General features: G+C 67.7%; 13 protein-coding genes. 11 read left to right on the forward strand and 2 right to left on the reverse strand.

Annotation, left to right across the window (positions count from 1 at the left end):
* Positions 1-201: 201 nt before the first annotated feature.
* Positions 202-870 (forward strand): DUF484 family protein, encoded by a 669-nt coding sequence (locus AC1RQK_RS18235; protein ID WP_492376793.1) that lies wholly within the window; start codon positions 202-204, stop codon positions 868-870.
* A complete protein-coding gene (locus AC1RQK_RS18240) occupies positions 870-2,027 on the forward strand; it encodes a tyrosine recombinase XerC (RefSeq protein WP_492810350.1) in 1,158 nt (385 codons plus the stop codon). The genes AC1RQK_RS18235 and AC1RQK_RS18240 overlap by 1 nt, the downstream gene beginning before the upstream one ends.
* Here the strand turns inward: AC1RQK_RS18240 and AC1RQK_RS18245 are convergent.
* Positions 2,024-2,983, reverse strand: a complete 960-nt coding sequence (locus AC1RQK_RS18245) for a transcriptional regulator GcvA (protein WP_492376794.1) — start codon at positions 2,981-2,983, stop codon at positions 2,024-2,026. The two genes, AC1RQK_RS18240 and AC1RQK_RS18245, sit on opposite strands and share 4 nt — an antisense overlap.
* Before the next feature lie 230 nt (positions 2,984-3,213).
* On the opposite strand from AC1RQK_RS18245, the gene AC1RQK_RS18250 reads away from it, so the two are divergent.
* The 9 genes from AC1RQK_RS18250 to pcp all read left to right on the forward strand — a co-directional run bounded on the left by AC1RQK_RS18250 (position 3,214) and on the right by pcp (position 11,264).
* On the forward strand, positions 3,214-3,573 hold the full coding sequence (locus tag AC1RQK_RS18250; protein ID WP_492376791.1) for a DUF2917 domain-containing protein: 360 nt from the start codon (positions 3,214-3,216) through the stop codon (positions 3,571-3,573).
* Between the two features lie 167 nt (positions 3,574-3,740).
* Positions 3,741-4,472 carry a lipoyl(octanoyl) transferase LipB gene (gene lipB, locus AC1RQK_RS18255; RefSeq protein WP_492810353.1) on the forward strand — a complete coding sequence of 244 codons (732 nt, stop codon included), beginning with the start codon at positions 3,741-3,743 and terminating at the stop codon, positions 4,470-4,472.
* Between the two features lie 43 nt (positions 4,473-4,515).
* Positions 4,516-5,511 (forward strand): lipoyl synthase, encoded by a 996-nt coding sequence (gene lipA / locus AC1RQK_RS18260; protein ID WP_492376790.1) that lies wholly within the window; start codon positions 4,516-4,518, stop codon positions 5,509-5,511.
* A gap of 676 nt (positions 5,512-6,187) precedes the next feature.
* The gene (gene pxpB, locus AC1RQK_RS18265) at positions 6,188-6,838 is read left to right on the forward strand and encodes a 5-oxoprolinase subunit PxpB (protein WP_492376545.1); all 651 of its coding nucleotides are present in this window, start codon (positions 6,188-6,190) and stop codon (positions 6,836-6,838) included.
* Positions 6,835-7,857, forward strand: coding sequence for a 5-oxoprolinase subunit C family protein (locus tag AC1RQK_RS18270; protein ID WP_492810356.1), 1,023 nt, complete (start codon positions 6,835-6,837; stop codon positions 7,855-7,857). Before pxpB ends, AC1RQK_RS18270 begins: the two co-directional genes overlap by 4 nt.
* 104 nt (positions 7,858-7,961) lie before the next feature.
* Positions 7,962-8,702, forward strand: a complete 741-nt coding sequence (gene pxpA / locus AC1RQK_RS18275; RefSeq protein ID WP_492810358.1) for a 5-oxoprolinase subunit PxpA — start codon at positions 7,962-7,964, stop codon at positions 8,700-8,702.
* Between the two features lie 125 nt (positions 8,703-8,827).
* The gene (locus AC1RQK_RS18280) at positions 8,828-9,565 is read left to right on the forward strand and encodes a DUF969 domain-containing protein (RefSeq protein WP_150992661.1); all 738 of its coding nucleotides are present in this window, start codon (positions 8,828-8,830) and stop codon (positions 9,563-9,565) included.
* Positions 9,566-9,568: 3 nt separating this feature from the next.
* Entirely contained in the window at positions 9,569-10,519 is a 951-nt protein-coding gene (locus AC1RQK_RS18285) for a DUF979 domain-containing protein (protein ID WP_492376542.1), read from the forward strand.
* A 70-nt stretch (positions 10,520-10,589) separates the two neighbouring features.
* The gene (gene pcp, locus AC1RQK_RS18290; protein ID WP_492810361.1) at positions 10,590-11,264 is read left to right on the forward strand and encodes a pyroglutamyl-peptidase I; all 675 of its coding nucleotides are present in this window, start codon (positions 10,590-10,592) and stop codon (positions 11,262-11,264) included.
* Between the two features lie 8 nt (positions 11,265-11,272).
* Here the strand turns inward: pcp and AC1RQK_RS18295 are convergent, their stop codons facing one another.
* Positions 11,273-12,547 carry a VanZ family protein gene (locus AC1RQK_RS18295; protein WP_492810363.1) on the reverse strand — a complete coding sequence of 425 codons (1,275 nt, stop codon included), beginning with the start codon at positions 12,545-12,547 and terminating at the stop codon, positions 11,273-11,275.
* Between the last annotated feature and the right edge of the window lie 10 nt (positions 12,548-12,557).

Consider the following 12,557-nt stretch of genomic DNA (forward strand, 5'->3'; position numbering starts at 1 on the left):
GCCGACGCAAAGAAGAGTGACCGGCAGCCCCCGCAGGGGGATGTCGTATGGCTGTTGGGTGCAAAGGCCAACGCCGATAGAGACGAACCAACGAGCCCACACATCCGAGCCCTTGCGCCCAAAAACCAACGCCGACCACTCCCCCAAAATTTCCCCCTAACCATTTGCTACACTGCCCCCCAAACAATCCGGTTGAAGCCAATGAACGCCCAAGAAGTTGCCTCCTACCTGCAGACCAATCCCCAGTTCTTCGAAGACAACGCCGAACTGCTGGCCGCGGTGCAACTCACCAGCCCGCACAGCCACCGCGCGGTGTCGCTGCAGGAGCGCCAGATGGAAATCCTGCGCGAGAAAAACAAAGGCCTGGAGCTGAAGCTGGCGGACCTGGTTCGCCACGGCCATGACAACGACCGCACCCAGCAGCGCATGCACGCCTGGCAGTTGCGCTTGCTGGCCGAGGCGGACTCGCACGCGCTGCCGTATGCGGTGCAGGACGGCCTGCAGCAAGTGTTCGACGTGCCCGGCGTGGCCCTCAAGCTGTGGAATGTGGCGCAGAGCTACGCGCACATGGAAGTGGCGCAGGGCGCGAGCGAAGACGTCCGCCTGTTTGCCGAGGGCCTGCGCGCGCCGTATTGCGGCGCCAACAGTGGCTTCGAGGCCGCGGCCTGGCTGGAGCGCGACGATATCGCCTCGCTGGCCATGGTGACGCTGCGCGTGCCCACGCGCGACGCCGGGACGCTCGGCGCGGCCTTTGGCTTGCTGGTGCTGGGCTCGCCCGAGCCGCGGCGCTTCCACGAGGGCATGGGCACGGCCTATCTGGCGCAGATCGGCGAAGTGGCCGGTGCCGCGCTGAACCGCCTGCGCGACTGATGGAGCCGAGCCGCGCGCGCAAGGCCACTTCGCCCGCGGCGAAGAAGCCGGCCGCGCGCAAGGAGGCCGCCGAGGCGCCGCTCGACAAGCCGCCGCCCGATCCGGTCGTGCTGCGCTATCTGGAGTGGCTCGCCAGCAGCCGCAAGCTGGCTGTCCACACACTGACCAACTACGCCCGCGACCTGTCTGTGCTGCAAGCGCACGCCGCACGCCATGCGCCGGGCATTGCGCTGTTGTCGCTGCAGACCCACCATATCCGCGCCTTTGCCGCGCGCATGCACGGCGGCGGCCTGGCCGGCACCAGCATTGCCCGCACGCTGTCGGCGTGGCGTGGCTTTTTTTTGTGGGCCGCGCGCCATGGCCTGGGCGTGCAGGCCAACCCGGTGGACGGCGTGCGCGCGCCAAAATCCGGGCACCGGCTGCCCAAGGCCTTGTCGGTGGAGCACGCGGTGGCGCTGGTCTCGCACAACGCGGGCGACGGCGCCGAGGGTCGGCGCGACCAAGCTGTCTACGAGTTGTTCTATTCCAGCGGCCTGCGCGTGTCGGAGCTGGTGCAGCTGGACGCGCGCTATGCCGAGGATGGGGAATACCGCTCCGCCGGCTGGATCGACATGGACGGCGCTGAGGTCACGGTGATCGGCAAGGGCTCGCGACGGCGTACCGTGCCTGTCGGCAGCAAGGCCATGGAAGCGCTGCGCGCGTGGCTGGCGGTGCGCCCGGAGCTGCTGCGCCCCGGCGCGCTGCCCGATGATGCGCATGCGCTGTTCCTGAGCGTGCGCGGGCGGCGCTTGCCCGCACGTACGGTGCAGTTGCGCATCAAGCAGCAGGCGATCCGGGCCGGCGTGCCGACCGACGTGCATCCGCACATGCTGCGGCACTCCTTCGCCACCCACGTATTGCAATCCTCTGGCGACCTGCGCGCGGTGCAGGAAATGCTCGGGCACGCCAGCGTGGCCACCACCCAGATCTATACCGCGCTGGATTTCCAGCACCTGGCCAAGGTCTACGACAAGGCGCACCCGCGCGCGGGCAGGGCGCACTCAGGGCCGGCGCCAGTGGTTGCTCCGGTAGTTGCCCCGGTGGCCGCGCCGAAGGCCGCGGATGAGGGCAAGGACGCCGAAGTCGCAAAAGATGCAGAAGCCGGCAAGGGCGACTAGCCCTCCCACTGCGCCAGGATGCCCCGGAAGGCTTCCATCTCCGGCAGCAGCCAGGCGCGGAAGGCCTTTACCTTGGGCGCTTCCAGCATGCCTGCCGAGCAGACGAAGTAGAGCAGCCACGGGCAGGTAATGCTCACATCGAAGAGCCGCACCACGCGCCCCGACAGCAGGTCGTTATAGGCCAGCGACGAGCGGATCAGCGCAATGCCCTGGCCCGCGGCGGCTGCCTGCAGCAGCAGCGAGGAGTCCTCCAGCAGCAGGCCCTTGCGCGGCTCCGGCCAGTCCAGGCCGGCGGCTTCGAACCACGGCTTCCACGGATCGCCCTCGCCGCGCAGCAGCGACATGCCTTCCATGTCCTGCGGCCGTGCCGGCAGCTTGCCGCCGTTGAAGGCCGGGCTGCAGACCGGGAAGAACACGTCGTCCAGCAGCTTCTCCACATACAGGCCGGGATAGTCGCCGCTGCCCATGCGCAACGCGATGTCGACTTCCTCGCGCCCGAAATCTACCAGCGTGTTGGACGACAGCAGCTCCACGTCCAGCTCGGGGTGCTGCTCGATAAAGCTGCCGATGCGCGGCGTGAGCCAGCGCGCGGCAAACGACGGCATGGTGCTGATGGTGAGGCGCTTGTCGCGGTTCCCGGCCTGCAGCGCACGGGTGGCATCGGCGATCTCCAGCAGGGCTTCGCGCACGCGCCCGGCGTAGGCCCGGCCGCCGGGTGTCAGGGTCACACGCTTGCCGTTGCGCTCGAACAGGGCCTGCCCCAGCTCTTCCTCCAGCGCGCGGATCTGGTGGCTGACCGCGCCGTGGGTGACGAACAGTTCGGTGGCCGCGCGCGAAAAGCTCTCGTGGCGGGCGGCTGCCTCGAACGCGCGCAGCGCGGTCAGCCCCGGCAGGCGCGGCAGCTCGCGATGCCAGCCACGTGGCAAATCTCTCTCCCATGCTCCCTTCAGCGCCATCATCCACCTCGTCTTATGTGAGTGTACCTAACAAGAACAAGGAAAATATATCGTTTTGGAAGAGGACCGGCAATCACTAGAATGCAATGCATCGGGGCGCTACCCGCACCGGTGCCGATCCAGTACCAGGCAAGACCAAGCATAAGCCTGCCAGGGCTGAGCTGATCGGCGGCCGCCCATTCCGGGCAAGCGGGCGAGGCAGCCGACGATGTCAGCGAAGGATGCCCAACATGAAAACATTGCTCACAACGACCCTGTTCACCCTGAGCCCGGGCGAAGTTACCTCCCTTTCCATCCACGCCGGCCAGCGCCTGCGTGTGGAAGAGGCCACGGGGACCGACGTCTGGGTCACCCGCGAAGGCGATTCGGAAGACTACTGGCTGCGTTGCGGCGGTAGCCTGCTGCTTAACAGCGGCGACGAAATCACGCTGAGCGTGGACCCGCGCGCGGCAGAGCCGGTACGGCTGGCCCTGATCGCTGAAGCCCGCCGGCCGGCAACCAATGTGTCGCACCTGGTGGCGCGCATGGCGCGGCGTTTGGTTCGAGGCACCGAGTGGACGCCTAACCAGGACCAGGTCACGGCCTCCTGAGCCAGCGGATACCGATGCAGATGGCCGCGTGCGTGGCCATCTGCGGCTGATCCATTCCAGGCCGGCAAGCAAGGACGCAGCGCCAACGTCATAAAGACACACCGAAAGACACACCAGAAAAGGGGCGGCCTCCTGTGAGATCCGCCCCTTTTCGCTAAACTGCCGGGATGCAATCGATACAAGTCATCGAGCAGGGCCGGCAAGAGTACGAACCCTGTTTCGACACGATGCGCGCCTTTACCGCCGCACGCACCCCCGACACTCCCGACCAGATCTGGCTGGTCGAGCATCCCCCGGTCTATACCCTCGGCCAGGCGGGAGATCCTGCGCATGTTCTGGCCCCTGACGATGCGATCCCCATCGTGCGGATCGATCGTGGCGGTCAGGTCACTTATCACGGTCCTGGCCAGATCGTGGCCTATCTGTTGCTCGACCTGCGCCGCCGCCACCTGATGGTGCGCGAACTCGTCCATGCGATCGAGCAGGCCGTGCTGGATACGCTCGCGGCGTATAATCTCGCAGCCGAACGCAAGCCCGGCGCGCCTGGTATCTACCTTTCCGAAGGCCAGCACCAGGGCGCCAAGATCGCCGCGCTCGGACTCAAGATCCGCAATGGCTGCAGCTATCACGGCGTCAGCCTCAACGTGCAGATGGACCTCGCGCCCTTCCTGCGCATCAACCCCTGCGGCTATGCCGGCCTGGAAACGGTCGACATGGCAACGGCGGGCGCCACCTTCGCGGTGGCCGATGCGGCGGGTGCGTCCCGCTTGCCCGTGACCGCGGCACAACAAGCCGATATCGCGCGGCGCCTTGCGGCGGCGCTGTGTGAAGTGCTGGCAGAGGCGCAAGAGCGCGCCCTGGCGGCCCAACGGAATACCGCCGCGGCCCTGGCCACTTAGTCATCCAGCCGAATATGCACGCACCGCGCGTGCGGAGAACTCTATGAGCGACGCCCTGATCGCCACTTCCAGCGAAGCCCCGCAACCCCAGGCGGAGCAGTACGACCCGACCCGCAAGCAGAAGTCGGCGGACAAGACCGCGCGCATCCCCATCAAGATCGTGCCGGCCGAGAAGCTCAAGAAGCCCGAGTGGATCCGCGTCAAGGCGGCCACGGGCAGCTCGCGCTTCTATGAGATCAAGGACATCCTGCGCGCCAACAACCTGGTGACGGTATGTGAGGAAGCCAGCTGCCCGAACATCGGCGAGTGCTTCGGCAAGGGCACCGCCACGTTCATGATCATGGGCGACAAGTGCACCCGCCGCTGCCCGTTCTGCGACGTGGGCCACGGCCGTCCCGATCCGCTGGATGCCAACGAGCCGGGCAACCTGGCCCGCACCATCGCCCAGCTCAAGCTGAACTATGTGGTGATCACCAGCGTTGACCGCGACGACCTGCGCGACGGCGGTGCCCAGCACTTCGTCGATTGCATCACGCTGACCCGCGAGCTGTCGCCGGCCACCCGCATCGAAGTGCTGGTGCCGGACTTCCGCGGCCGCCTGGACAAGGCGCTGGACATCCTGCAAGCCGGCCCGCCGGACGTGATGAACCACAACATGGAAACCGTGCCCCGTCTGTACAAGCAGGCCCGCCCGGGCGCCGACTACGCGCACTCGCTCAAGCTGCTGCAAGAGTTCAAGCGCCGCAATCCGGCCGTGGCCACCAAGTCCGGCTTGATGGTGGGCCTGGGCGAGACCGACGAGGAAATCCTCGAAGTCATGCGCGACATGCGCGCCCACGACATCGACATGCTGACCATCGGCCAGTACCTGGCGCCGTCGGGCCACCACCTGCCGGTGATGCGCTACGTGCATCCGGACACCTTCAAGATGTTCGAGGCCGAGGCCTACAAGATGGGCTTCACCCATGCCGCCGTGGGCGCCATGGTGCGCAGCTCCTACCACGCGGACGAGCAGGCGCATAAGGCCGGGTTCGCCTGAGGTCGAACGGGCCAAAACCCCGCGCCATGACGACGGCTGTCGCTCCCTCTCCCCTCAGGGGGAGAGGGCTGGGGAGAGGGGTGGCTTAGCTAGGAGCCACTTGAAGCGGAGCCCTCGGTTTTGTCCAGCACGACGGCATAACGAGCGCCCGCCCTCTCCCCCGCCCCCTCTCGCGCAAGCGGGAGAGGGGAGACCACCCAGCGCAGGGTCAACGTTGTGAGCAGTTCGATCGGCCGGTATCCACCCGGCCGTTTTTTCGCCCGCGGCACCCCGTTGCGGGCCCTCCTGGCGTTGCATTCGCGCCACGGCCAGCCAAGTTTTCCTGAAATCTCTCCTCTCCGGCAAGTCTGGCCCGGTGTGTCCGCGCGCACCCATATCGAGCAGGGCCGATACGACGCAAGCGCCGCACCGGGCGCTCCTGCACCGGATCCAATCGCCGCGTCCGGCACCCGCACCGAGGCGGTGCGCCAACGCTATCCCGCATGAAGACGTAGCACCTCGTGCCTAGGGTCAACACCTAGCCACAGCATCTTCTTGTTTGGTTATTATGAATTTATCGATAAATCATCGATGAAATAGCGATCTCACCCTCGGACCCGTCGCAGCCGGCACCGCGCCTGACTAGTACAGCGCGCCCGCCTACACTGCAAGACAGGTCCCCCCGCTGGTGCCGCCCATGACCCGATGTTCCGTTCACCGCCTGGCCGAGCAAGCACTGCTGTGCAGCGTGTCCCCGCCGGCCTCGCTCGATGTACAGCGACGTATCTGGGCCATGGCCCAGCGCGCGGCCGAGTGGCGCGGCGTGGTCGATGCGGTGCCGGGCATGAACAATCTCACCGTGGTGTTCGATCGCGAAGCCGATCCCGAAGCGCTGGAACGCAACCTGAAGCTCGCCTGGGCTTCCGGTGAAGCGCGTGCCGCCACCGGCAAGCTGGTCGAGATCCCGGTGCGCTACGGCGGCGAGCATGGCCCCGACCTGGCTGAAGTCGCGGCGCATACGGGCCTTACGGTGCAGGAAGTGGTACGCCGCCACAGCGCGGGCGAGTACGTCGTCTACTTCCTCGGCTTCCAGCCCGGCTTTGCCTATATGGGCGGCCTGGACCCGGCGCTGGCCACGCCGCGCCGGCGCGAGCCGCGTTTGTCCGTGCCCGCGGGCACGGTCGGCATCGGCGGCGAGCAGACCGGCATCTACCCGGCAGCTGCCCCCGGCGGCTGGCAATTGATCGGGCAAACCACCAGCCAACTCTTCCTGGCAGACCGCGATCCGCCTTCCCTGTTCGCGCCCGGGGATACCGTGCGCTTTGTCGTCGAGGCGCTGCTGCCATGATCGAAATCACCCGACCCGGCGCGCTGGCCTCGGTCCAGGACCTTGGCCGTCCCGGCTTTCGCCGCTTTGGCGTGGGCACCGCGGGCGCGCTCGATGCCGTCGCGCTCACCATCGGCAACCGCCTGCTGGGCAATCCGGCGGGCGACGCCGCCATCGAATTCACGCTGGGCCGCGCCGCCGTGCGTTTCCATGCCGACATGCGCGTGGCGCTGACCGGCGCCGAATGCCGGGCCAACCTGGACGGCGTGCCGGTCTGGTCGTGGCATGCCTTCGACGTGCGCCGCGGCGAAACGCTGACGCTGTCGGCGGCGCAGGGCGGCACCCGTACCTATCTGTGCGTGGCGGGCGGCATCGCTGTCGCGCCGGTGATGGGCTCGCGCAGCACCGACCTCAAGGCCGGCTTTGGCGGCCTGGGTGGCCGCGCCCTGCATGAAGGCGACCGCCTGGATGCGGGCCGGCCCGGCGTAGCCGAGGACAGCGACTGGCTGGGCGTGCAGGCGCCATCCTGGGCGCTGCCGGTGAAGAAGCTCGGCGACGCGATGCCGATCCGCATGTTGACCGGCATCGAGTACGAGGATTTCGACGCCGCCGCGCGCGAAGCGCTGTGGCAGTCCGACTGGATCGTCACCCCCAACAGCAACCGCATGGGCCTGCGCCTGCAAGGCCCGGCCCTGGCGCGCCAGCCCGAGCGCGCGGCCGACCTGCTCTCGCATGGCGTGCTGCCGGGCGTGGTCCAGGTGCCGCCGGCCGGCCAGCCTATCGTGCTGATGGCCGACGCGCAGACCACCGGCGGTTATCCCAAGATCGGCGTGGTGATCGGCGCCGACCTGTGGCGGCTGGCGCAGGTGCCGCTGGGTGCGCCGGTGCGCTTCGTGCGCGTCACGCTGGATGAGGCCGCCGCGGCGCAGGCCGAGCTGGACCGGTACCTGCAGCAACTGGACCAGGCGCTGCAGTGGCAGGGCGACGGCATGGCGATCGCCTCGCGGCGGCGCACGCGTACCCGCGCTGCCGTGGCCTGAGCCGCCAAACGCGCAACGACGGAACCTCAGAACGACCGAACGACAGAAACGACAGCAACCCCAAAACCTCAACACAAGCCGCAAGACCGGTGAGGAGCAACGCAATGCATATCGACCTGAACGCCGACCTCGGCGAAGGCTGCGGCAACGACCGCGAATTGCTGGGGCTGATCAGCTCGGCCAACGTGGCCTGCGGCTGGCACGCCGGTGACGCCACCACCATGCTGCAGACCGTGAAGTGGGCCCTGGAGCAGGGCGTCGCCATCGGCGCGCATCCGAGCTATCCCGACCGCGAGAACTTTGGCCGCACCGAGATGCAGCTCGATCCCGAGGTGGTGTACGCGAACACGCTCTACCAGATCGGCGCCCTGGCCGCGCTGGTGCGCGCCCAAGGCGGCCAACTGGCCCACGTGAAGGCGCACGGCGCGCTCTACAACCAGGCAGCCAAGGATCCCAAGCTGGCCGACGCCATCGTGCGCGCGGTGCGCGACTTCGACTCCGACCTGGTCTTCTTCGGCCTGGCCGGCAGCGTCATGGTGAAGGTGGCGCGCGAAGCCGGCCTGAAGGTCAAGGAAGAAGTTTTCGCCGACCGCGGCTACAACCCCGACGGCTCGCTGGTCAAGCGCGGCACGCCCGGCGCGCTGCATGAGGACGAGAACGTGGCACTGGGCCAGACGCTGGACATGGTGCGCGAGCAGCGCGTGCGCGCCATCGACGGCACCTATGTATCGATTCGCGCCGAAACCGTGTGTCTGCACGGCGACGGCGCACACGCGCTTGCCTTTGCGCGCCGCATCCGCGAGCGGCTCGGCGCCGAAGGCATCGCAATCCGCGCCGGAGTCTGAGGGGCACGCCACACCTAACGGACGCGCCCCCAGGCTTCCGGTTTTCACTGTGCCCCGCGCGGGTGTCGAGCAGCATGACGCGACGCGAGGGCACTCGCCTCCATCACACTCTATTGGTGTCTCTCATGGAACAGGCAGTCAACCTCTGGCCCCTAGTCGGGGTCGGTATCATCATCCTTGGCTTCGTGCTGCGCTTCAACCCCATGATGGTGGTGGCGCTTGCCGCCATCGCCACCGGGCTGGCGGCAACCATGCCGGTCATGCAGATCTTCACGGCGATCGGCACCGCCTTCGTCAAGACGCGCAACCTGCCGCTCATCATCCTGCTGCCGCTGGCGGTGATCGGCCTGCTCGAGCGCCACGGGCTGCGCGAGCACGCGCAGGCGTGGATCTCGCGCATCGCGTCGGCCACCGTGGGACGCCTGCTGATCGTCTACCTCGGCGTGCGCGAGCTTACCGCCGCGGTGGGCCTGACCAGCCTCGGCGGCCATCCGCAGATGGTGCGCCCGCTGCTGGCCCCGATGGCCGAAGGCGCGGCCGAGACCCGCTTCGGCAAGCTGCCCGAGCCGATCCGCCAGCGCGTGCTGGCCTTCTGCGCGGCCACCGATAACGTCGGCCTGTTCTTTGGCGAAGACATCTTCGTGGCCTTCGGCGCCATCGCGCTGATGCACACCTTCTTGCTGTCGTCCAACATCGACGTGGAACCGCTGCATATCGCCGTGTGGGGCATCCCCACCGCGATCTGCGCCTTCCTGATCCACGCCGTGCGCCTCAAGCGCCTGGACATGTGGCTGGAGCGCGAAGTGGGCGGCAAGTCCGCTGCAACGGCTGGCGCTGCCTCGGCGGCCAAGAGCGGGGAGTAAGCCATGATCATTTCCATCGACTATCTCTACTGGCTCGCCGGCCTGGTGCTGGCCATCACGGCGTTGATGACTTTCGCCGACCGCGACCATCCGCGCCGGCTCAGCACGGGTTTGTTCTGGGCGCTGTATGCGCTGGTCTTCCTGATCGGCGACAAGCTGCCGCCGGCCATCGTCGGCATCGGCGCCGTGGTGATGGCGCTGATCGCGGGCTTTGGTGGCGTGGGCCACGGCAAGCACGGCACGCTGCCGGAGGCCGAGCGCCGCGCCTCGGCCAAGCGCCTGGGCAACAAGCTGTTCATCCCGGCACTGCTGATTCCCCTGGTGACCGTGATCGGCACGCTGCTGTTCAAGGACGTGAAGGTCGCCGGCCTGGCGCTGCTCGATCCCAAGAACGTCACCTTCGTCTCGCTTGGCATTGGTTGCCTGGTGGCGCTGGGCGTGGCGTGCTGGCTCACCCGCGACACGGTGGTGCAGGGCGTGCGCGAATCGCGCCGGCTGACCGAGTCGCTAGGCTGGGCGCTGGTGCTGCCGCAGATGCTGGCCATGCTGGGCCTGGTGTTCGCCGATGCCGGCGTGGGCAAGGCGGTGGCGCACCTGACCACGGCCTATATCAACATGGACTACAAGCTCGTGGCCGTGGTGGTGTATTGCGTGGGCATGGCGCTCTTTACCGTGATCATGGGCAATGGCTTTGCCGCCTTCCCGGTGATGACCGGCGGCATCGGCGTGCCCATCCTGGTGAACATGTTCCACGGCAACCCGGCGGTGATGGCGGCCATCGGCATGTTCTCCGGCTACTGCGGCACGCTGATGACGCCGATGGCGGCCAACTTCAACATCGTGCCGGCCGCGCTGCTGGAGCTTGATGACAAGAACGCCGTGATCCGGGCGCAGGTGCCAACCGCGCTGATGGTCCTGGTGGCCAATATCGTGCTGCTGTATTTCCTGATGTAAGAACGCGGCCCCGCCGCGAATGATTGGCCAGGGGCCCGGGCAACCGGGCTTCTTGCCGGGAGTCCCTGCCATGCGTACCGTGCTGCTGACCGGCTTCGAGCCGTTCGAGAGCGAGCCCATCAATCCTTCCTGGGAAGCGGTGCGCGCGCTTGACGGCGTGCGCATCGGCAACGAGCCCGATGACCTGGACGCCGCGATCATCGTCGCGCGCCAGTTGCCCTGCGTGTTCGGCGCCGCCAACGATGCGCTGGCCGACCTGCTCGACGCGATCAATCCCGTGCTGGTGATCGCGGTGGGGCAGGCGGGCGGGCGCCCTGAGATGTCGGTGGAGCGCGTGGCGATCAATGTCGACGATGCGCGCATCGCCGACAACGCGGGCGCGCAACCCGTCGACACGCGTATCGCCGAAGAAGGCCCGGCGGCGTATTTCTCCAGCCTGCCGATCAAGGCCATCGTGCGCGACATGCGCGCCGCAGGCGTGCCCGCATCGGTGTCGCAGACCGCGGGCACCTTCGTCTGCAACCACGTGTTCTACGGCTTGATGCACCTGCTTGCCACGCAAGGCGTGCCTGCCGGGATCCGTGGCGGCTTCATCCATATTCCCTATTTGCCTGAGCAGGCGGCGCGCCATCCGGGGCAGCCCAGCCTGTCGCTGGCGTTGATGATCGAAGGCATCCGCTGCGCGGTGGCCACGGCGCTTGCCACCACCAGCGATATCCGCGAGCAGGGCGGCCAGACGCACTGAGGCGCCGCTCAGGCGCCCGGCGGCGTGGCATCCTCCCGATTGTTGCCATCGCCGCTGCCATCACTTGCGCGCGCCGCCAGCCGCTTCGCCTTGCGGCGCGCACGCCGCAGGCTGCGGCGATCCAGCTGGAATTGCTCGAAGCGCCAGATCAGGTAGCACAGCGCCACGAACGGCCACATCCATCCCAGCCATTGCGACAGGCTGTTGAAGTGGATGAAACGGCCTAGCCGCCAGCCCTGCTCCGAGATCCAGGAGTATGGATTGGCGGGCAGCAGGTTGGACAGCATCACCAGCAGCATCAGCGTGGCGAGCGCCAGCGCGCCGCGCAGCCAGCGCGGCAGCCGCAGCAGCAAAACCAGCACCAGCGAGCCCGTCAACAGGGCAAAGCGGCCGCCTTCGGACAGCCAGTTGAAGGCGTTGTCGTCCGGGAACTGCATCTCGGCCACCACCGCCTTGAGCAGCAGCGCGCTGGCCAGCAAGGCCGCCAGGATGCGCAGCATCGGCGCCTGCCTGCGCATGGCGATCGAGGCAAACAGCCCGGTGCCCACCCAGCTGCATCCGGTAACGAGTGACTCCAGCAATTGCTGCCCTTGCACGTCGTCCGGCCGCAGCAGGCTGATGTTCTCGATCAGGTCGGGTAGCCCCGGGAATACGCCTTGCAGCCACTGCACGGGCCAGGAATCGGGGTCGGTCAGCCACTCGCGCACGATCGCGCCCATGCCGAACAGGTGATCCTGCGGGAAGATCTGCGCGAACGGCCACAGCAGGATCAGGATGATGGCAAAGCTGGCGTGCGGCTCGAACCACGCCATGCGCAGCTGGCGCAGCGAGCCGCGATCGATCAGCGCGGCCGAGAAGGGCGCCACCGCGGCACCGCCCAGCAGTGCGCCCAGCGCGTTGGTCATCAGGTCGATATTGGACGAGACGCGGTTGGGCAGCCAGGTCTGCAGCGCTTCCATGGTGCCCGACAGCAGCGTGCCCGCCACCAGCGCCAGCAGCACGGCGCGCACGCCGGAGATGCGCGGGTGCAGGGATAGCACCACCAGCGCGCCAAGCGGGCAGTAGCCCAGCACGTTGGTGATGAGATCGAACCCGGTCAGGTAGCGGGGCTTGGGCGCGGTGATGAAGGCCAGCGCAGAGATGCCGTTGTCGGTCCAGCCCGTGAACGGGTACAGGCTGCCATAGACCACCAGCAGGGCGAAGCACAACAGCCCCACCCGCGCCAGCGGCGAGTGGCGCGGCGGCGGTGGCGGGGGAACGAGCGGCGCGGGAGCCGATGCCATGCGCGGCCCG

The sequence above is a fragment of the Cupriavidus sp. GW822-FHT02D05 genome (assembly GCF_058802485.1).

Bases quoted from the DNA above. Each gene is read 5' to 3' on its own strand.
- AC1RQK_RS18235 (WP_492376793.1), top strand. From the start codon at position 202: ATGAACGCCCAAGAAGTTGCCTCCTACCTGCAGACCAATCCCCAGTTC.
- pxpA (WP_492810358.1), top strand. From the start codon at position 7,962: ATGCATATCGACCTGAACGCCGACCTCGGCGAAGGCTGCGGCAACGAC.
- pxpB (WP_492376545.1), top strand. From the start codon at position 6,188: ATGACCCGATGTTCCGTTCACCGCCTGGCCGAGCAAGCACTGCTGTGC.
- AC1RQK_RS18270 (WP_492810356.1), top strand. From the start codon at position 6,835: ATGATCGAAATCACCCGACCCGGCGCGCTGGCCTCGGTCCAGGACCTT.
- pcp (WP_492810361.1), top strand. From the start codon at position 10,590: ATGCGTACCGTGCTGCTGACCGGCTTCGAGCCGTTCGAGAGCGAGCCC.
- AC1RQK_RS18250 (WP_492376791.1), top strand. From the start codon at position 3,214: ATGAAAACATTGCTCACAACGACCCTGTTCACCCTGAGCCCGGGCGAA.
- AC1RQK_RS18280 (WP_150992661.1), top strand. From the start codon at position 8,828: ATGGAACAGGCAGTCAACCTCTGGCCCCTAGTCGGGGTCGGTATCATC.
- AC1RQK_RS18285 (WP_492376542.1), top strand. From the start codon at position 9,569: ATGATCATTTCCATCGACTATCTCTACTGGCTCGCCGGCCTGGTGCTG.
- lipB (WP_492810353.1), top strand. From the start codon at position 3,741: ATGCAATCGATACAAGTCATCGAGCAGGGCCGGCAAGAGTACGAACCC.
- AC1RQK_RS18245 (WP_492376794.1), bottom strand. From the start codon at position 2,983: ATGGCGCTGAAGGGAGCATGGGAGAGAGATTTGCCACGTGGCTGGCAT.
- lipA (WP_492376790.1), top strand. From the start codon at position 4,516: ATGAGCGACGCCCTGATCGCCACTTCCAGCGAAGCCCCGCAACCCCAG.
- AC1RQK_RS18295 (WP_492810363.1), bottom strand. From the start codon at position 12,547: ATGGCATCGGCTCCCGCGCCGCTCGTTCCCCCGCCACCGCCGCCGCGC.
- AC1RQK_RS18240 (WP_492810350.1), top strand. From the start codon at position 870: ATGGAGCCGAGCCGCGCGCGCAAGGCCACTTCGCCCGCGGCGAAGAAG.